Origin of the sequence: Pseudalkalibacillus sp. SCS-8 (assembly GCF_040126055.1) — a bacterium.
Taxonomy (GTDB): Bacteria; Bacillota; Bacilli; order Bacillales; family Fictibacillaceae; genus Pseudalkalibacillus; species Pseudalkalibacillus nanhaiensis.
This window is the reverse complement of record NZ_CP143541.1, coordinates 307472-328156: the sequence shown is the minus strand read 5'-3', so window position 1 is coordinate 328156 and position 20685 is coordinate 307472. Positions and strand designations below refer to the sequence as shown.

Annotated in this window: 12 protein-coding genes, 2 tRNA genes, 3 rRNA genes and 2 riboswitches; of the genes, 1 reads left to right on the top strand and 16 read right to left on the bottom strand. The window is 45.3% G+C overall.

From position 1 onward, the window contains the following. Window positions 1-11: 11 nt before the first annotated feature. From V1497_RS01820 to V1497_RS01745, 16 genes are all read right to left on the bottom strand, one after another. Window positions 12-215: an NETI motif-containing protein gene (locus V1497_RS01820; RefSeq protein ID WP_349409286.1), complete on the bottom strand. Its 204-nt coding sequence runs from the start codon at window positions 213-215 to the stop codon at window positions 12-14. Between the two features lie 6 nt (window positions 216-221). Further along, complete coding sequence (locus V1497_RS01815; RefSeq protein WP_349409285.1) at window positions 222-749, bottom strand: DUF2179 domain-containing protein; 528 nt, start codon at window positions 747-749, stop codon at window positions 222-224. An 828-nt stretch (window positions 750-1577) separates the two neighbouring features. Then, window positions 1578-1693: ribosomal RNA gene (rrf, locus tag V1497_RS01810) — 5S ribosomal RNA — on the bottom strand. Between the two features lie 77 nt (window positions 1694-1770). Continuing rightward, window positions 1771-4707 (bottom strand): 23S ribosomal RNA (locus tag V1497_RS01805). Window positions 4708-4874: 167 nt separating this feature from the next. Beyond that, window positions 4875-4950, bottom strand: a tRNA-Ala gene (locus tag V1497_RS01800). Window positions 4951-4971: 21 nt separating this feature from the next. Continuing rightward, window positions 4972-5048: transfer RNA gene (locus V1497_RS01795), tRNA-Ile, on the bottom strand. A 155-nt stretch (window positions 5049-5203) separates the two neighbouring features. Beyond that, window positions 5204-6755, bottom strand: a 16S ribosomal RNA gene (locus V1497_RS01790). The 16S, 23S and 5S rRNA genes sit together here with 2 tRNA genes alongside, the layout of an rRNA operon. A 632-nt stretch (window positions 6756-7387) precedes the next feature. Next, a complete protein-coding gene (locus V1497_RS01785; RefSeq protein ID WP_349409284.1) occupies window positions 7388-8683 on the bottom strand; it encodes an NCS2 family permease in 1296 nt (431 codons plus the stop codon). Between the two features lie 210 nt (window positions 8684-8893). Continuing rightward, window positions 8894-8995, bottom strand: a riboswitch (purine riboswitch). A gap of 79 nt (window positions 8996-9074) precedes the next feature. Next, the gene (guaA, locus tag V1497_RS01780) at window positions 9075-10613 is read right to left on the bottom strand and encodes a glutamine-hydrolyzing GMP synthase (protein ID WP_349409283.1); all 1539 of its coding nucleotides are present in this window, start codon (window positions 10611-10613) and stop codon (window positions 9075-9077) included. Window positions 10614-10714: 101 nt separating this feature from the next. Further along, window positions 10715-10816, bottom strand: a riboswitch (purine riboswitch). 47 nt (window positions 10817-10863) lie between these two features. Then, window positions 10864-13077 carry a transglutaminase domain-containing protein gene (locus tag V1497_RS01775; protein WP_349409282.1) on the bottom strand — a complete coding sequence of 738 codons (2214 nt, stop codon included), beginning with the start codon at window positions 13075-13077 and terminating at the stop codon, window positions 10864-10866. Next, window positions 13061-14329: a DUF58 domain-containing protein gene (locus tag V1497_RS01770; protein ID WP_349409281.1), complete on the bottom strand. Its 1269-nt coding sequence runs from the start codon at window positions 14327-14329 to the stop codon at window positions 13061-13063. Before V1497_RS01770 ends, V1497_RS01775 begins: the two co-directional genes overlap by 17 nt. After that, window positions 14326-15300 (bottom strand): MoxR family ATPase, encoded by a 975-nt coding sequence (locus tag V1497_RS01765; RefSeq protein WP_349409280.1) that lies wholly within the window; start codon window positions 15298-15300, stop codon window positions 14326-14328. Before V1497_RS01765 ends, V1497_RS01770 begins: the two co-directional genes overlap by 4 nt. A 230-nt stretch (window positions 15301-15530) precedes the next feature. Next, window positions 15531-16724 (bottom strand): glycosyltransferase family 2 protein, encoded by a 1194-nt coding sequence (locus V1497_RS01760; protein ID WP_349409279.1) that lies wholly within the window; start codon window positions 16722-16724, stop codon window positions 15531-15533. 22 nt (window positions 16725-16746) lie between these two features. After that, window positions 16747-17931, bottom strand: a complete 1185-nt coding sequence (locus V1497_RS01755; protein WP_349409278.1) for a glycosyltransferase family 2 protein — start codon at window positions 17929-17931, stop codon at window positions 16747-16749. Next, window positions 17921-18712, bottom strand: a complete 792-nt coding sequence (locus V1497_RS01750; protein ID WP_349409277.1) for a sugar phosphate nucleotidyltransferase — start codon at window positions 18710-18712, stop codon at window positions 17921-17923. The genes V1497_RS01755 and V1497_RS01750 overlap by 11 nt, the downstream gene beginning before the upstream one ends. A gap of 10 nt (window positions 18713-18722) precedes the next feature. Further along, window positions 18723-19805, bottom strand: coding sequence for a glycosyltransferase family 2 protein (locus tag V1497_RS01745; protein WP_349409276.1), 1083 nt, complete (start codon window positions 19803-19805; stop codon window positions 18723-18725). A gap of 161 nt (window positions 19806-19966) precedes the next feature. Here V1497_RS01745 and V1497_RS01740 point away from each other — a divergent pair, with 161 nt between their 5' ends. Further along, on the top strand, window positions 19967-20683 hold the full coding sequence (locus V1497_RS01740; protein ID WP_349409275.1) for a glycosyltransferase: 717 nt from the start codon (window positions 19967-19969) through the stop codon (window positions 20681-20683). Window positions 20684-20685 lie beyond the last annotated feature (2 nt).

Sequence of the window (20685 nt, the reverse complement as noted above, 5' to 3'; positions counted from 1 at the left end):
TCGTTCGGATTTTACTGTAATTTTCCTTCAAATACGACTTTTTGACGCAAATATTCTACGTCTTTTTTACCTTTTTGTTTCGATTCTTGGAAAACGGGCTCTTCCATCCGCCTCACCGGCATGTACCCCTCTTCCTTCATACGATCGAGGCAGTCAGCGATACTCTCATTTTCCTGAACTTCGAATTTCTTCTTTTTCGGCTTCTTCTTATCCATTTTCGGTTACCTCCGTACAGCCTTGACCCAGAACCCTCCATGAAAGGCTTTTGGTTCATGTGAAATAATAAACGCTTTCTGGTCCATCTTCTTTACTGTTTCATAGAGATCAAATTCCGATTTTCGAGAAGTCAGAATCTGCATCATCAGACGTGGACCATCTCGTCCATCTGCAAGCCAGTTCGTAACGCCGTATCCTTTATTACGAAGGGCTGACGGAATGTCCGAGTCGAATTCTTTCGTAATCACGTTTACGGTAATGTAGCCTAACGCAAGCTTTTCCTCAATCTTCATTCCGACAATGACACCAATTCCATAACCGACTGCATAGGCGATCAGGTTTTGGATTTCATTGAGATTTTCAAGTACGATTCCGAGCCCGATCACGTAAATCAGGACTTCGATTACACTTGTCGCAGCTGCGAGATAGCGCTGGTTTTTCAAGGTAAGGATCATACGTAAGGTGAAGAAGGTTACATATACGATGTTGATGACAAGTATGATCGCAATTAATGTATAGCTGTTTTCAAGCACGATGTAATACCTCCAAAAATCGAGTTTTCATTTTTTGTAACTCTTAGGATAGCACGAATGATTGTGAAAGAAAAAGAGGAAAAGCCTAAGAAGCTAGGATTTTGAGGAAAAATTGATTGTGCAGGATGATCGGGATGGTGATTGAGTTGATTTTTGGGACAAAAATCTTCGTTTGGTGGGAGTGTTCTGGGGGTTTGGATAGTAAAACCGTCATTTTGGATAGTAAATGAGGGGTTTCGGATAGTAAATGAGGAGTTTTGGATAGTAAATGCTAGGTTTTGGATAGTAATGGGGGAAATTTAGATAGTAAATGCTCTGTTGTGGATAGTAAATGCTCTGTTTTAGGTAGTAAAAGTTGATTTCTTCCGAAATTCACTCCCTTTCCGCGGGCTGAAGAAAAGCGGAATCGCCTGAACAGGTGCGATAAAGAAAACTTGGCGATGACAAGCCTTAGCGAAGGCTGAGCCTTAGTTGCCCTTATGCTTGTAGTGCAAGCGCTGGAGATTCCTTTAAAAACACGTTCTTTGTGTTTAAAAGGAATTGAAGCGACCTCGAGCAACTAGGCGATGAGCTAGACATCTCCGCGAGCCTCACTTCCACAGGATGTGGTGACTTCGACGTTCACCACAGGACGTGGTGGCTTTTAGTCGAAGAACCTTAATTTAAGTAGCTGTGGGGTCTCGCCTGGCTCGCTTTTCCCGCAGGAGTGTCGTGAATTTCTACAAAAATCAACTTTAACAGGAAGTATTTCACTTTGATGCATTCCAAAACACCTTCAAAAACACAAAAAAAAGATGAAACGACATGTTGTACGTTTCACCTTTTTACGCCCGGCGATGTCCTACTCTCACAGGGGGAAGCCCCCAATTACCATTGGCGCTGAAGAGCTTAACTTCCGTGTTCGGCATGAGAACGGGTGTGACCTCTTCGCCATCATCACCAGACTATGTAATTTTAAAGGAATTTTCCATTCCCTCAAAACTAGATAACGTTCTTGAAAACATCTTCGATGTTAAGTATTGTGGTTAAGTCCTCGATCGATTAGTATCTGTCAGCTTCACGTGTCGCCACGCTTCCACACCAGACCTATCAACCTCATCATCTCTGAGGGATCTTACTCGCTTGACGCGATGGGAAATCTCATCTTGAGGGGGGCTTCATGCTTAGATGCTTTCAGCACTTATCCCGTCCACACGTAGCTACCCAGCGATGCTCCTGGCGGAACAACTGGTACACCAGCGGTGTGTCCATCCCGGTCCTCTCGTACTAAGGACAGCTCCTCTCAAATTTCCTGCGCCCGCGACGGATAGGGACCGAACTGTCTCACGACGTTCTGAACCCAGCTCGCGTACCGCTTTAATGGGCGAACAGCCCAACCCTTGGGACCTACTTCAGCCCCAGGATGCGATGAGCCGACATCGAGGTGCCAAACCTCCCCGTCGATGTGGACTCTTGGGGGAGATAAGCCTGTTATCCCCAGGGTAGCTTTTATCCGTTGAGCGATGGCCCTTCCATGCGGAACCACCGGATCACTAAGCCCGACTTTCGTCCCTGCTCGACTTGTAGGTCTCGCAGTCAAGCTCCCTTGTGCCTTTACACTCTGCGAATGATTTCCAACCATTCTGAGGGAACCTTTGGGCGCCTCCGTTACACTTTAGGAGGCGACCGCCCCAGTCAAACTGCCCACCTGACACTGTCTCCGAACCGGATCACGGTTCTGGGTTAGAATTTCAATACCGTCAGGGTAGTATCCCACCGACGCCTCCACCGAACCTGGCGGTCCGGCTTCTAAGGCTCCTACCTATCCTGTACAAACGATACCAAAATCCAATATCAGGCTACAGTAAAGCTCCATGGGGTCTTTCCGTCCTGTCGCGGGTAACCTGCATCTTCACAGGTACTATAATTTCACCGGGTCTCTCGTTGAGACAGTATCCAAGTCGTTGCACCTTTCGTGCGGGTCGGAACTTACCCGACAAGGAATTTCGCTACCTTAGGACCGTTATAGTTACGGCCGCCGTTTACTGGGGCTTCGATTCAGAGCTTCTCCCGTAAGGGATAACCCCTCCTCTTAACCTTCCAGCACCGGGCAGGTGTCAGCCCCTATACTTCGCCTTACGGCTTCGCAGAGACCTGTGTTTTTGCTAAACAGTCGCTTGGATCTTTTCACTGCGGCTCTCTCGGGCATACACCCTATCAGAGCACCCCTTCTCCCGAAGTTACGGGGTCATTTTGCCGAGTTCCTTAACGAGAGTTCTCCCGAGCATCTTAGGATTCTCTCCTCGCCTACCTGTGTCGGTTTACGGTACGGGCACCTCTTTCCTCGCTAGAGGCTTTTCTTGGCAGTGTAGGATCAGGGACTTCGGTACTTTAATTCCCTCGCCATCACAGCTCCGCCGTATGGTGGACGGATTTACCTATCCACCGGCCTTGACTGCTTGGACGCGCATATCCATCAGCGCGCTCTCCCTACCTTCCTGCGTCCCCCCGTTGCTCAAACGGAAAGGAGGTGGTACAGGAATATCAACCTGTTATCCATCGCCTACGCCTTTCGGCCTCGGCTTAGGTCCCGACTAACCCTGAGCGGACGAGCCTTCCTCAGGAAACCTTGGGCTTTCGATGGAGAAGATTCTCACTTCTCTTTTCGCTACTCATACCGGCATTCTCACTTCAAAGCGCTCCACGAGTCCTTCCGGTCTCGCTTCTCAGCCCTTCGAACGCTCCCCTACCACTGTACCAACGGTACAATCCATAGCTTCGGTGATACGTTTAGCCCCGGTACATTTTCGGCGCAGAGTCACTCGACCAGTGAGCTATTACGCACTCTTTAAATGGTGGCTGCTTCTAAGCCAACATCCTGGTTGTCTAAGCAACTCCACATCCTTTTCCACTTAACGTATACTTGGGGACCTTAGCTGATGGTCTGGGCTGTTTCCCTCTCGACTACGGATCTTATCACTCGCAGTCTGACTCCCGTGGACAAGTTCCTGGCATTCGGAGTTTGACTGAATTCGGTAATCCTGTGGGGACCCCTAGTCCAATCAGTGCTCTACCTCCAGAACTCTCACCACGAGGCTAGCCCTAAAGCTATTTCGGGGAGAACCAGCTATCTCCGAGTTCGATTGGCATTTCACCCCTACCCACACCTCATCCCCGCACTTTTCAACGTGCGTGGGTTCGGGCCTCCATTCAGTGTTACCTGAACTTCACCCTGGACATGGGTAGATCACTCGGTTTCGGGTCTACGACAACGTACTCCTTCGCCCTATTCAGACTCGCTTTCGCTGCGGCTCCGTCTTTTCAACTTAACCTTGCACGTTATCGTAACTCGCCGGTTCATTCTACAAAAGGCACGCCGTCACCCGTTAATGGGCTCCGACTACTTGTAGGCACACGGTTTCAGGATCTCTTTCACTCCCCTTCCGGGGTGCTTTTCACCTTTCCCTCACGGTACTGGTTCACTATCGGTCACTAGGGAGTATTTAGCCTTGGGAGATGGTCCTCCCAGATTCCGACGGGGTTTCACGTGTCCCGCCGTACTCAGGATCCACTCTGGAGGGAACGACGTTTTGGCTACAGGGCTGTTACCTCTTCTAGCGGGCCTTTCCAGACCGCTTCGCCTACGCCGTTCCTTTCTTACTCCGTATAGAGTGTCCTACAACCCCAAGAGGCAAGCCTCTTGGTTTGGGCTGTTTCCGTTTCGCTCGCCGCTACTCAGGAAATCGCGATTGCTTTCTCTTCCTCTGGGTACTAAGATGTTTCAGTTCCCCAGGTCTGCCTTCTCATACCCTATGTATTCAGGTATGGATACTATCCCATTACGGATAGTGGGTTCCCCCATTCGGAAATCCCCGGATCGAAGCTTACTTACAGCTCCCCGAGGCATATCGGTGTTCGTCCCGTCCTTCTTCGGCTCCTAGTGCCAAGGCATCCACCGTGCGCCCTTCATAACTTAACCACGTTATGAATGAACTTACACTTTACTTCTTGTCATTTAAAATGACGTTTCGATGTCTTGTCTTCAAGAATTTTCGTTATCTAGTTTTCAAGGAACAGTCTATCACTCTAGTAAAGGGTGATATTTTTGGATTATAAAACCCTACCAACATTATGTCAATAGGATAATGGTGGAGCCTAGCGGGATCGAACCGCTGACCTCCTGCGTGCAAGGCAGGCGCTCTCCCAGCTGAGCTAAGGCCCCGGATGGAATTATGATGTTGAATGGTGGGCCTAAGTGGACTCGAACCACCGACCTCACGCTTATCAGGCGTGCGCTCTAACCAGCTGAGCTATAGGCCCAAACAACCATATTGTTGTATAAAAATAAGCTGTTTGCATTCACACAATTGCAATATGCAACATGTATGCGCAAAAGCCAATAAAATTGAAAGAGGTTCAGCTCATTCAAAACTAAACAAAAGCCAAAGCGTGTATGTCCTTAAAGGACTCCTTAGAAAGGAGGTGATCCAGCCGCACCTTCCGATACGGCTACCTTGTTACGACTTCACCCCAATCATCTGTCCCACCTTCGGCGGCTGGTTCCAAAAGGTTACCTCACCGACTTCGGGTGTTACAAACTCTCGTGGTGTGACGGGCGGTGTGTACAAGGCCCGGGAACGTATTCACCGCGGCATGCTGATCCGCGATTACTAGCAATTCCGGCTTCATGCAGGCGAGTTGCAGCCTGCAATCCGAACTGAGAATGGCTTTATGGGATTCGCTCAACCTCGCGGTTTTGCTGCCCTTTGTACCATCCATTGTAGCACGTGTGTAGCCCAGGTCATAAGGGGCATGATGATTTGACGTCATCCCCACCTTCCTCCGGTTTGTCACCGGCAGTCACCTTAGAGTGCCCAACTGAATGCTGGCAACTAAGATCAAGGGTTGCGCTCGTTGCGGGACTTAACCCAACATCTCACGACACGAGCTGACGACAACCATGCACCACCTGTCACTTCGTCCCCCGAAGGGGAACCTTCCATCTCTGGAAGTAGCGAAGGATGTCAAGACCTGGTAAGGTTCTTCGCGTTGCTTCGAATTAAACCACATGCTCCACTGCTTGTGCGGGCCCCCGTCAATTCCTTTGAGTTTCAGCCTTGCGGCCGTACTCCCCAGGCGGAGTGCTTAATGTGTTAACGTCAGCACTGAGGGTGGAACCCCCCAACACCTAGCACTCATCGTTTACGGCGTGGACTACCAGGGTATCTAATCCTGTTTGCTCCCCACGCTTTCGCGCCTCAGCGTCAGTTACTGGCCAGAGAGCCGCCTTCGCCACTGGTGTTCCTCCATATATCTACGCATTTCACCGCTACACATGGAATTCCACTCTCCTCTCCAGTACTCAAGTCCCCCAGTTTCCAATGGCCCTCCACGGTTGAGCCGTGGGCTTTCACATCAGACTTAAGAGACCGCCTGCGCGCGCTTTACGCCCAATAATTCCGGACAACGCTTGCCACCTACGTATTACCGCGGCTGCTGGCACGTAGTTAGCCGTGGCTTTCTGGTTAGGTACCGTCAAGGTACCGCCCTGTTCGAACGGTACTTGTTCTTCCCTAACAACAGAGCTTTACGACCCGAAGGCCTTCATCGCTCACGCGGCGTTGCTCGGTCAGGCTTTCGCCCATTGCCGAAGATTCCCTACTGCTGCCTCCCGTAGGAGTCTGGGCCGTGTCTCAGTCCCAGTGTGGCCGATCACCCTCTCAGGTCGGCTACGCATCGTCGCCTTGGTAAGCTCTTACCCCACCAACTAGCTAATGCGCCGCGGGCCCATCTGTAAGTGATAGCGAGAAGCCATCTTTTAACCTTCCTCCATGCGGAGGTAGGTGTTACCCGGTATTAGCCCCGGTTTCCCGGAGTTATCCCAGTCTTACAGGTAGGTTGCCCACGTGTTACTCACCCGTCCGCCGCTGATCTCAGGGGAGCAAGCTCCCCATTGATCCGCTCGACTTGCATGTATTAGGCACGCCGCCAGCGTTCGTCCTGAGCCAGGATCAAACTCTCCAATAAAGTAAAGTTTGTCTTGCTCATAAATGTAAATCGAAATTTGACGCACATGGATGTGCTAACTTCGACGTCGTCACAGGACGTGACGTTCTTAGTCGAAGAACATAACCATGTAGGTCCGTTTCACGCTTGGCTTTTGTTCAGTTTTCAAAGAGCTGTATAACCCGACTTGCGGGCTTGTTTTTCGCCTCTCTCCGAAGCGACTTTTCTAATATACCATCCATACAATAGTCGGTCAAGGATAATTCCAAAAAAGTTTTAAAAGGAATTTAAACTGCCTTAGTGAATCTATTCTATATAGTAAGAAAGTGCTGTAAAGGACGGTGATCAATCGTGTACAGAATCCTCTATTTCATTATTTTTCTACTTTCCTTTTATGGGTTTTTACAATTAATAAAGTTGGTTTTCCACGTCTTTATTCCTTATAGTGCATTTGCTGATATTGTACATATCTGCTTGGCCATCGTTATGGGCGTTCCTTTCGCATCGATGATTGCCGGATGGCTCATTCCTATCAGAGGGAAAGAAGAATAATCGCACCATAGAAGACATAAATTTGATAACTAACAATAATAATGTACAAAAAATCAGCCGTTTTATTCGGCTGATTTTTTGGTTTCTTCTATTATTGTAGGTTAAGTCAAAAACACAAAATACAAGATGAAGATGAAAAACATTCCGTACATGATTGGATGGACGCGCTTTCCTTCCCCTTTTACAATCATCGTGATGGGATATAGGATGAAACCGAGCGCAATACCTGTTGCGATGCTATACGTTAGCGGCATGGCAATGATCGTCAAGAAAGCTGGTGCTGCAATCTCAAATCGGTGCCATTCAATTTTCCCTAGCACACCAACCATGAGTACACCGACGATGATAAGAACAGGTGCAGTTACGGACGGGGTGATGACCCCTAGTAACGGAGAGAAAAGCAAGGCGAGCAGGAAGAATCCTGCTGTGACAACCGAGCTGAACCCTGTACGTCCCCCAGCTGCAACTCCTGAGGATGATTCAATGTAGGCTGTAGTCGTTGATGTACCTAGTACTGCACCGATGACTGTTGCTGATGAGTCAGCTACTAACGCACGACCTGCCCTTGGGAGCTTGTTGTCTTTCATCAAACCAGCTTGGGAGGCAACTGCCATCAACGTGCCTGCTGTATCAAAGAAATCGACAAACAAGAATGTCAAAACGACGACGAGCATGTCGATGGTCGTAATCTGGTCCAAATGTGTAAGGGCAGCTCCGAACGTCGGCTCCAAGCTTGGAACAGCACCAACGATACCGTTTGGAAGCGGGATCAGCTTGAACACCATACCGACGATAGCCGTAATGAGCATCCCGTAGAAAATACCGCCTTTCACGCCACGGACCATGAAAAGGACGATGATGATTAATCCAAAAATTGCAAGCAATGTTGATCCGTTCGTCAGATTCCCCAATTGGACGAGTGTAGCATCGTTGTTTTCAACAATTCCGGCATTCTGCAGTCCAATGAATGCAATGAAAAGCCCGATACCACTTGCCGCAGCGTATTTCAGTTCCTGCGGGATCGCATTAATGATTGTTTCGCGGATTTTCAATAACGTGATAACGATGAACACAAGACCGGAAACGAGAACACCGGCAAGAGCCGTTTGCCATGGAATACCCATGACCATGACGACCGAGTATGTGAAGAAGGCGTTAAGCCCCATTCCTGGTGCAAGTGCGATCGGATAGTTGGCAAGAAGCCCCATGATTAATGTACCGATTGCTGCAGCAAGTGCTGTCGCAACGAACACCGCTCCCTTGTCCATCCCTGCGTCGCCTAGGATTGCCGGGTTGACGAATAAAATATAAGCCATAGATAAAAACGTTGTAAGACCTGCTATGAATTCCTTACGATAAGTTGTTCCATACTCTTTGAAGCCGAAAAATCGTTCCATTCCTTCTCACTCCTATTATTCTCTGAATCTATTAAACGGTGCTGAGTATCGTGAATAATGCCTACCGTCTTCCTTTCATTCAACATCTAGGCTGCCTGAAAAGAATTGAACAGAAAAAGCTCCAGGCAGGTCACCTGGAGCTTTTGACAACGAATATAGGGAAAAGAACGAATGAAAACGGAACATCTACAAAAAGAGATGGACGTGCGTTCTTTCTTAGATCCCCCTCGTAGTCAAGCCATTTACGGTAGCCTGGTAGAAACTTTCGAGCCATATTCTCGACATTATACGATGGTTCTGTGCTGTTATTTTTCTAAAGTGTACGTGTATTGACGAAATTTGTCAATGGTTTTTCCGAACATTATTATTATAAATCAATCTAATGTTCGTGTTATTCCCACTCGATTGTGGAAGGTGGCTTAGAAGTGATGTCATACACGATTCGATTAACGTGATCGACCTCGTTTACGATTCGAGTAGAAATCCGTTCCAATACATCCCACGGGATTCTTGCCCAATCGGATGTCATCCCGTCAATGGACGTCACTGCCCGGATACCAACTGTGTAATCATACGTACGTGCATCTCCCATGACGCCAACACTCCGCATGTTCGGAAGCGCGGTAAAGTATTGCCAGATATCTCGATCGAGTCCAGCATTTTTGATTTCTTCTCGTAGAATTGCATCGGACTCACGCACGATCTTCAGCTTCTCTTCCGTCACTTCACCAAGTACACGGATACCGAGTCCTGGTCCTGGGAACGGCTGACGCCACACGATCTCATCTGGCAATCCAAGCTCAGTTCCAACTTTACGGACCTCATCCTTGAACAAGGCGTTCAACGGTTCAATCAATTCGAACTGCATGTCCTCTGGAAGACCGCCGACATTATGGTGAGACTTGATGGTTTGCGCTGTATCTGTTCCACTTTCGATGATATCGGTATATAAGGTGCCTTGAGCAAGGTATTTGATCCCTTGTAGCTTTGCAGCTTCTTCATCAAACACATAGATGAACTCGTTACCGATGATTTTTCGCTTCTGTTCAGGGTCGGTCACCCCTTCAAGCTTACCGAGGAAACGATCCTTCGCATCAATCTTGATAACATTCATGTCGAATTCATCACCAAACGTTTTCATGACGCTGTCCGCTTCCCCTTGACGCAAGAGACCATGGTCGACGAACATGCAGACGAGCTGATCCCCAATGGCTTTATGGAGCAGTGCTGCGACGACAGAAGAGTCGACTCCACCGCTCAACGCACAGAGGACTTTCTCATCTCCGACCATATTACGGATCTTTTCGACTTCCTCTTCAATGAAGTTTTCCATCGACCAGGTCGCTTTACATTGACAGATGTTCCTAACAAAGTTCTTCAACAGCTCGTTTCCATATTCACTATGACGAACTTCCGGATGGAATTGAACGCCGTAGAGGTTACGAGATGGATCACTCATCCCCGCCACTGGGCAAGATGGACTCGTTACATCAGTTTGGAAGCCTTCAGGAGGTTCAACAACCAAATCACCATGACTCATCCATACCGTCTGCTCTTCTGGCAATTCCTTATAAAGGTCGTTCATATGTCGGACGGCTACAGTCGCCTTCCCATACTCCCGGTGGTTTGCCTTTTCGACCTTCCCACCAAAGTGATGGGTCATCAGCTGCATACCATAGCAGATCCCTAAGATCGGAATGCCCAATTCAAAGATCCGCTCATCACATTTCGGAGAATCCTCTGCATACGCACTGTTCGGACCTCCAGAGAAGATGATCCCTGTAGGATTCAGTTCCTTGATTTTCTCAGCCGTAATCTTATGGGAGTGGAGTTCACTATACACGCCCAAGTCCCGAATTCGTCGTGTAATCAATTGATTGTACTGCCCACCAAAGTCCAGGACGATAATCATTTCTTCCGTCGCATTCATTCTGTCAGCCACCTCTCTATATTCTATCCCTTGGATTAATCTTCCATTTACAAAAAAGAAAACAGAACCCATACCTATAGAAGGCAGGGTCCTGTTTTATGCATAACAGCTCCTGCCTTCATAGTCAGATCATTTACGGTGATCTGGTAGAAACATTCGGGCCATATTCCCAAACATATATGAAGGAAGTCGAATAATCCATTTACGAATCGATTTAATGGACTTATTCTACCAATAGCCTATTAAGCGGTCAAGGACGTATCCTTTTAATTAAATTTTCCCACAATTCCTTTGTATCCTGCCAATCGACAGGTTGATGACCTGGGCTGTATCTCGCCTTTTCATACTTCTTCGTCAACAGCTTCATATCGCCCGTATCGAGCGAGCGATCGACATCGACGGCATATTCCCTTAACGTTTGTTGCGGCTGCTTTTCAATCCCGTATTGCTCCAATAACCAGAGCAATCGATGGTAAGCATCCTGAAAAGCATGGTCATCCTTTCTTTTCCTGAACTTCCATAAGAAAAATTTATTCAACCATTTCTTCCGGGTCAAATAAGCTGTGATGAGAACGACCAACGCAACGGAAAGGATTGTAATGGAGATCCACTTTACCCAGTTAAGGACCTTATCAACATCAAATGGCAACGTGAAGGAGGACTTTTTCTCACCTGCATCCTTATCCGTCTTTTGTTGATCCTGGTCGTTTTGCTCAACAGGTACATCCTCTTCCGTCTCATCCTGATAGTTGTCGACAAATTGATCCGGTGCCTGGAAGCCACGAGTCGGCTCGAACGGGACCCAGCCTACTCCTTCAAAATAGACTTCAACCCAAGAGTGAGCATTGGAATTTGTAATAACATATTCACGAACGCCGTCTTCAAGCGTATCTTCATATTCTCCACGTGTGAAACCCTTTACCCAACGTGTCGGGATTCCGACGGTTCTGAGCATAACTGCCATCGACGTTGAGAAGTTATCACAATAGCCAAGTTGAGTGTCGAAAAGGAATTGATCGACATAATCATCATTCTTACCGGGCACGGCTGTATCTCTCGTGTTATAGGAAAAACCGGCTTTCGCAAAGTATTCTTCAACTGCTTTCGCCATTTCATATGGATTCGTTGCCTCAGCCGTAATCTCTTCGGATAGATCTTGAACACGCTGTGGAAGATCTTTCGGAAGCTGGAGATAGCGGCTCGTGATCTCTTCCGGATAATTCATGCTCGACTTAGCAAGCATCGCCTCTGAGAACTCCGGATACGTATAATCCAATGAATATTCCTTAAGTCCGGATTCTCTTCCTTGTTCAAGCGTCATCAATTTCCTCGTGATCGTATTCATCTCATAGTCCCGTGGTTCTTCTGCTTGTACGGCATCAAGCTGACCAGGATACACGATGAACGGGTAGAGCCCTTTTTTCAACACTTCGACCTTCGCACTCAATTGTTCGGCTTTGACCTTCTCACTAAATTGCATTGCATGAATTGAATCCTTCGGAATATTGTCAGGGTCCACCTGCTCGTTCGGATTTCCGGTTGCCGTCTCCCAACCAAGTCCTGTATAGATTTCTTTGGATTCCACGCGCCAGTAATGCAATTCTTCGATGGTCGTTTTAAATATAGGTGTTTCATCAGAAATGAAAGGTCCACCTAAGCGGCTGTCATTCGTCCCATACCCGATTCTTTGTACCCCTCCGCCTCTACCCGGCGCATCTCCTTCACCTTCTCCGATTTGACTACCTGTTGCGGTAAAGAAAGGAACAGGATCCGGCCACTGCGGGGCAGCTTTAGGAGCAAGATAGCCTAGAACGGATGAAAAAGAAATGAGCAGGACGAGCGGTATGATCCACATCAACGGGAACTTGTTCCGATAGACGTTGAATCCCTTCAATTCAATGATCCGGATGAACTGGAGTATGCCTAACAGGACAAAGCCGATAATGACCGTTCTGATGATGGATGCAGAAGCATCGTAAGGCGTAAATGTATCAACAACCGTCACATACAGGACGGTAATGAGGAAAAATAAGAATATTCGTCGTGCCTGGATCAGCCAGTAATGCATCAAGTAGCTGATCAGCCATAACAGGACTAAAAATAAGAATGTACGGCTTAAGTTACTCAGACCGTTCCAATCTCTCGCCAAGGCCCTGTCAAAGCCTGCAATTAAATCGTTTATGAGATAACTTACCCACTCCAGATCAAAAAATGAGACTGGGAAGTAGATCGTATGGATCGCATAAGCGAGTGCGAGCAGTTTGAGCGGGAAGGATAACCAGATTGGCAGTTCGAAATAAGAAATGGTAAATAAAAAGGCCGCAAATAGAACGAAAATCGATAAGTAATGCGTATCGGTAAACGTCGAAAGTGGCCGCAGCCATTCCCAGAATAATAGGAACCCTAGCATGTATAGCAAAAATGAACCCATCGTGAATTTCTGTTTGTCATGAGCTTGTGGCATTTTGTGCACCTGCCTTGACGACCTCGCTGAAGTCGTCCATATTCACTGGATAGACAACTATGTTCCGAGCTCTTAATCTCGTAATCACATACTGTTCTTCGCTTGTAAGAATTTTCTTGTTCATCATGTAAAAGAACATGGTCTGGATCTTGTTTGCAGCCATCCGCTCAATCGTATGGATGAAAGAGTCGGAAAGATCCGATGTAATGATCAGAACCGAAACGCCCTTCCCCATCTCGTGGACTTCATGTTTCAAAACACCCGTTAAAGAAGAACTGGTATCTGGCTCAATCCGTGCCAGATGGTGCATCCACTTTGCCTCGAAGTTTTGACCGGATTGGAAGGTCAGCTTCGTATGCTGGTTCGCGACCGTATGGAATTCCACCGTTGTTCCACTGCTGACGGCATGCTTCAAAAGAGAGGCACCAAGTGATACCGCTCGCTCAAACATCTCTTGTCCATTCCGTTGAAAACCGGGGTGACTCCCATCCAAGAAAACCAGGAAATCATCGTTCCGTTGCGTCTCGAACACCTTCGTGACCAGCTTGTTTGAACGCGCGGTCGCTTTCCAGTGCAACCATGACAGCTTATCTCCTGGTGTATAATCGCGGATGCTGACCGCTGAGGTAAAGTCCTGTTGAGCTTGCTTTCCTATTTTTTTCACACCTGATGGGTGAGTATCAAACATATTCCACCCGGAAAGAGGCTGCGTCCTTGGATAAACCTGAATCGATTTTTCTAATGGAATCTCTGTAGATTTTGCAAGAAATCCGAATAAATCTCCCGTTTCCACCGTAACGGATTGAAATGTATGAATACCTCTCGGAATCGGGTCAATCACATACGAGTAAGATGCGCTTTTCCTAAATAAAGGGAACAGCAACGCTTTCGCTTGATTTTGATATTCCGGCTCTTTTTCCCTTGTAAATTGAGCAAACCGTTTCGGCAAATGATCATAGACGACCAAATAGAACAACGGAAGCGGAATCCTGCTTTTCACAGTGACCTTCACTTCGACCCGTTCCCCTGCGATGAAGGTGTTTTTTTCGATATGACGTTCTACGGTCAATCTAGACAACGGCACAATAAAGATGAAAAAGGTATATAGCGCAAGCGGAACGACGGAATAGAACAAGAACCAGCTGACGAAACCACCCTGGAACATCGCATAGGAAAACGTACTGGCCATCAGCAGGATGACGCCGATGATCCCCAACGCTGTCCGGTATCGAGCAAGCTGTTTCTTGATCATACGTTTTCTTTCCTAAGGACCGGCACTGGGGTCCGTTTCAATATTTCATCAACGATCTTTTCTTGGGTGTATCCGTCAAAACGGGCTTCCGGCTTCAGGATCATCCGGTGGCAAAGCACGGATTTCGCTAAGTATTTGATGTCATCAGGAATCACGTAGTCCCTGTCGAGTAAAAGTGCATAGGCTTGAGCGGTCTTCATCAGCGCGAGTGATCCACGCGGGCTCACTCCAAGGTGGATTCCACTATGTGTTCGAGTTCGTAGTACGAGGTCGATGATGTACTGTTTGACAGACTCCTCGACATAAACGGATTTTACCTTCGATTGGAGTTCGAGTAAGTCTTCAATCGTCAAGACGCTCGTCAGCTCATGAATCGGATGCTGTTTCTCGTTACGAGATAACACTTGCATCTCTTCATTTGCTGTCGGGTACCCCATTTTGATTTTCAGCAAAAAACGGTCAAGCTGTGCTTCTGGTAACGGGTACGTCCCTTCATATTCAATCGGGTTCTGCGTCGCCATGACAAAGAACGGCTCCGGTAATTGATGCGTGATACCATCAACGGTAATGCTGTTTTCTTCCATTGCTTCAAGTAACGCGGATTGCGTCTTTGGTGAGGTCCGGTTGATTTCATCCGCAAGCACGATGTTCCCCATCAACGGGCCTGGACGAAACTCAAACTCCATCGTTTTCTGATTGTAGATCGATACACCCGTCAAATCGGATGGTAGCAAGTCTGGTGTGAATTGGATTCTATTGAACTTCGCTCCAACGGACTGGGCGATGGAACGGACCATCATTGTTTTACCGACTCCAGGTACATCCTCAAGTAAAATATGTCCCCCAGTTAACAAAGCAACGACACTCAGCTCTGTTGCTTCACGCTTTCCAACCATGACCTTTTCGACATTTTCTATGATTTTCTCCAACTGTGAATGATAGGTTTCATATCTGATATCATTAGCTGCCATTACAATTCCCCCCATTATAATCCCTGACACGAACAACCCTAATCCTTTATTAATTCGAACTAAATTGACAGTTTCCTTGTTAATTTGCAATATTCACTCATATTGTAACAAACTGGCAAGGTGATCGATACGATTGTGAGAAGGTTTTAATAATTATAGGAAGGAACGGCATAACAAAATAAAAACGTTACAGGTATGCCTGTAACGTTTTACTGACCCATATATCTTCATCATTTCTCAAGCAAGATGTTCATCGACCTAATAAGTTGAGGGTACTGGTTCAGAGAAGCGACCTCATCCCTCTCAGAACGTATTAATTCCTTCAGGCTGGTCGGATCCTTCAAATCCATTCCGATCCACAAATCTTCTATAGCCTTATTCTCAGATAGAAGAACAGCACATTGTTGTAAGAGCGCTAGATAACCTTCTTTAAACTGGTTGAAACGATCCGGATGTTCACATAAGAGGGATTTATATTCACCAACTATGATACTTTCTTCTACTCGTGTAATTTCGCCCATCAAGAATAAGGTATGAATACACGTTTCATAGTTGGGATGTTTCCTTTGGTATCTCAGATAATTCTCAAACATTGATTGATCAATATCAATAACCGAAATCGGATGTTCTTGATGGTAGCCTGTGACGTCCGAGGCGGATATGAATTCCGCTCCATTTTGATAAAGGCGATATCCTAGCTCCCAATCCTCAAACCCCCAACCAACAAAGCTCTCGTCGAATCCTCCACTCTTTAGAAGCAATTGTTTGGGGACTGAGACAATTCCACTTATAAAGAGAATCCAAGGCAAATGATGCCCATTCAATTCCGCACCGTAATGATTCTTTACATCCTGGAAATAAGGAGAATCATACGACAACAGCTTGTAATGACCATTCAGGATATCCTCCTTAGTAATAAACTGAACTTCTGGATATCCCCTTCTTATTTGCGACCTTTTTATTTTGAATATTTTTCGATTCATCTTCAATAAATAATCCATATGAAGGCGTTGCTGCTTTGTGAATAGCTTGTTTGAAATTGTATATACTCTCTTCAGAAAGAGAGCGCCCGATACGACTTTATTACTCTCCGTATCATGATGATTGGCATGATTTTGTACAAAATCGGGTTCTACAATCATTTCAGCATCTAAGAAGATGATGATCCTTCCAGTCGCTTCGTTTATTCCTAAGTTCCTTGATTTTGAACGTCCTAGATTCTCTTCATTCCGTATATAGTTAAATGAAAAAGGAGGTTGGAATGTATGCTGAATAATCGGAGTCTTGTCGGAGGAACAATCATCGATGAAGATGACCTCAAACTTATCAGGATCATAGGTTTGATTTTGCAGTGAATAGAGTGTAAGTAAGTTTTGGGGATATCGATTATACGAAGGAATTATGATGCTGATCTCCTTTCTCATTATCATCATCCTTCCAACCATTTTAACTATCAATCAGGTAATCAAATGCCTCGGTCAAGGATTGGAACCCCCCCAAAGATTGAATACACTCCCGGTCACATATAAGCTTTTCCATACGCTGATCATCTGAATAAACCTGTATCTTGTCAATTGGTTTTCCTTCTGCCAATGCTTGAGAAACGTTCTGTAATAGAAGTGGAAACGAAGCTTTGAATGCTTCAAATCGATCAGGATAATCTGTTTCTAATTTCCGGTATTGCTTCAGAATCTCATGACATCCGATCCGGTTGTATTTTCCAGTTAGGATAAATACAACAACCAATACATCCATCGTCATATGTTTTTGTTGGAATAAATGAAAGTTTCTGTACGCCTCTGTTGATTTGCTTTTCCCATTTGTGAGGTGCTCTTGATGAAAGCTGGCTGCTTCTTGCTTGTATGCAAAAGTAACACCGGACTTGTAGAGACGATAACCAAGCTCCCAATCTTCAAATCCCCATCCTTCGAATGATTCCTCAAAATAACCCACTTTCTCTAAATCATCCTTCTTTACAGAAACATTCCCGGTAAGGAAGGCCATCCAAGGGGTCTGAAATTCCGATAAGTCTTCACCAAACAACTCGATCGTCCTTTTATCAAGTGGAATTTGAGAAAAATAGGACAGTTTTTTGTATCGTCCAGAAGCAATGTCTTCCGGGTAGATCAGTTGCGTTGGTTGCTTTGTTCGAGTAAAGCTTCGGAAACGTCTTTTCAACACTCTGTCATTACGTACAAGTTTAGCAATCTTGTTTATCGTGTACTTATCAAAATCCGGATAAACAAAGGAATACAAGTTGTAAAATCCGAGTCCCCCTGTTAAGACGGCTTTTTCATGCATTTTATGATACATATAATGTCTCTGAGTGAAATCCGGATTCACAACCATTTCAGCATCGAGAAATATGAGAAGTTCCCCTTCAGCTTCACGAATACCGATGTTCCTTGTTTTTGAGCGTCCCATATTTTCCTCTAATCGGATGTATTTAAATTGAAACTTCGCTGTGAATTCATTTGGAATTTCATTTGTATTGTCCGTAGATCCATCATCCACCAGAATGACCTCCATCGCTTCATGATCAAAATCCTGGCTTTGGAGCGATTGGAGTGTGAGGAGATTTTGGGGGTACTTATTGAATGATGGAATGATGATACTAACTTCAATCCCCATACGCTTCCCCCTTACCTTGATTCAGTAGATTGATTGCTTCCGACAAATCCTCCACTGTTCCTAGGTCGTAGTATAATTCCCCTTTAATTGCATCGATTTCATACCCTTTTTCCATAGCTGCTAAAAAAACGTTTCCTAACGCTAACTCTTTTTCATCAGAATAGTCCTTGGAATACGCTGTAAGGAATTGTTGGAAGTTTGCGTTCCAAACCGCCGCTCCCCAGGCATAGTCCGTATCAGGTTTGATCTTCGGCTTATCTATGATATCGGTAACCTGTATACGTTCCTTTTCCTCGTTCAACATGACCATTCCGAGCTTATGCCATGACTTCGTCGGGAAAACACCGAGCACAATATCAACATTTGAATGGTTTTCCATATAATGGATCAATGAACTGTATAACGTAGATGGTTGAAAGAAAGTATCCGGCATACCGAATGTGATCATAAATGTTTCCTCTTCAGGAAGCCACGGCGTCGCTTGAGCAAGTGCGTCCACCATTCCCTTAGGGTGAGGTTGAATCAAATAAGAGAGATCCATATTGAATCGGTCGCCATTTTGATAATAAGAAAGGATATCGGTCTTAGAAGGGCTTATGATCATAAAGACATTCCGTATATCCGCCTTCATCATTGACTCCACCAAATATTGAGAAAGAGGACAAGGTCTAAGCTCCCCTTCATGTATCTGGTATCCAATCGGAAACATTTCTTTCGAGAATGCCAGTGGTGATAATCTCGATCCCAAACCGGCGGAAGGTATGATTCCATAACGTTTCATATCGTTCCCCTTACCTTCTGTTGTTAAGTACTAAACGATTAAGGAAAAACGCAAGTTGTCGATACTGATCTGTTCTGTTCAAGCTTCTGATTTCTTTTATAAAATAACGGTGGACCCTATCTTTTCTATTCCTTTTTTGAGGCTTTTTCCAATAATGGAATATTTCATTTAAACACTCCTGGTGGAATGAAGGTGAAATGATTTCCTCTTCAAAGGCACGTTGGATATCCCTCAATAATTTACTCTTCGAAAGCTGATTAACAAAATTTATATAGTAATACATGATGAGGTTGATATCCTGGTGCTTTTGAATGATGTAATTGATATTTTGTGCACTTTCATTACGCTGTTTATTTGAGCGGGCATGTTCTTGATGAAAATTCTTGATCGTAGGATCTACGATTCCTTTAAGCCCACGTTTCCATAATCGATAACCCATCTCTTCATCTTCCCCGCCATACCCTTGTAATTGTTCATCAAATAGACCTGCTTCCTTCAAATGAATGGATTTGACCGAACAATTCATTACGACAAAGTACATCCAGGGGAACTGGAATCCCTCGAGTTCATTTCCAAAGTAACTTAGAAATTGCTCATAAAAATCTGCAAATATTTGTCTGGAGGTCTCTTGAAAGACACTTCCCGTTTCAACGTCTTCTGTCTTAATCGGTGGGTTGTAGATGTTCTTTTCGTAATCATAATTTTTATCAATCCGATTCCAGAAGCATCCACCGACAAAAACATTGTCATGTTCATCATGATGTTGTACATGCTTCTCTATAAAGAATGGATCAGCAATCATATCACTATCGCTGAAGATGATTATTTCCCCTGCTGCTTCAGTTATGCCGCGGTTTCTTGCAGCAGCTCTTCCGAGATTTTTATCACTACGGACCAATTTTAAATTTATATCAAAGGACAACGCATTAATATGCTCATATGTCCCATCTGTGGAGCCATCATCTACTACGACAATTTCAAATTTTTCTTTCGGATAACGTTGATACTTGTATGAAGTAAGCGCCATGATCAGCCGCTCTTTCGCATTATAAGTGGTGAGAACGACGCTCACTTTTTTCTGGTTACTTTCCATAAGTCAATTAACCCCTTACCATGTTGAGACTCCGAAAAATATCCAAAACACCTGAACAATCGTACTTATTTCCCCTGTCTGGCATATCCTTCATATATACTTTTACATGATATGGAGCCCCTTAATGTCCTGTGACTTGTAAATTCAGGGAGGTCATTCATATGGTTTCAGTTATCACCTGTACCTTCAGGGATCACTGTATGGCCAACATCTTTCAGAATTATGAGCAACAAAAAGTTGAAGAGAAGGAACTCATCATTGTGTTGAATAAAGATGAAATGAATAAAGAGAAATGGGAAGAAGAAGCAAAAAAGTATGAGGACGTTATCATTTACCAGCTTTCTGAGGCTACGTCGTTAGGGGAATGTTTGAATTTCGCCCTACAAAAAGCCAAATACGATATCATTGCGAAGTTCGATGATGACGATTACTACGGACCGGATTATTTGACTGAATCACTAACAATCCTTGCCACAACAAATGCACAAGTTGTTGGGAAAAGATCCATTTACATCTATTTCACGTCCCGAAACCTGCTTGGCATCTATATGCCAAACTGTGAAAACAGATTCATCAACCATCAGGTCAGTATTAAAAACCGCGTTGTAGCTGGATCTACCCTTGTTTTCAATAAATCTATATTCCCGCACATACAGTTCCCTCACTTAAACCTTGGAGAGGATACAGGGTTTGTCCATTCATGCCTCAATCGTAATATTCCAATTTACTCAGGCTCGAGAAGTAATTATGTATATTTTAGAAATGAACAGCCGAAATACCATACTTCTGATGCCTCCAATAAACGACTGCTATCACGTTGTAAAATTGTTTATCGTAATAAAGACTTCAGAACGATACTGGACCACGGATTGATATAAAA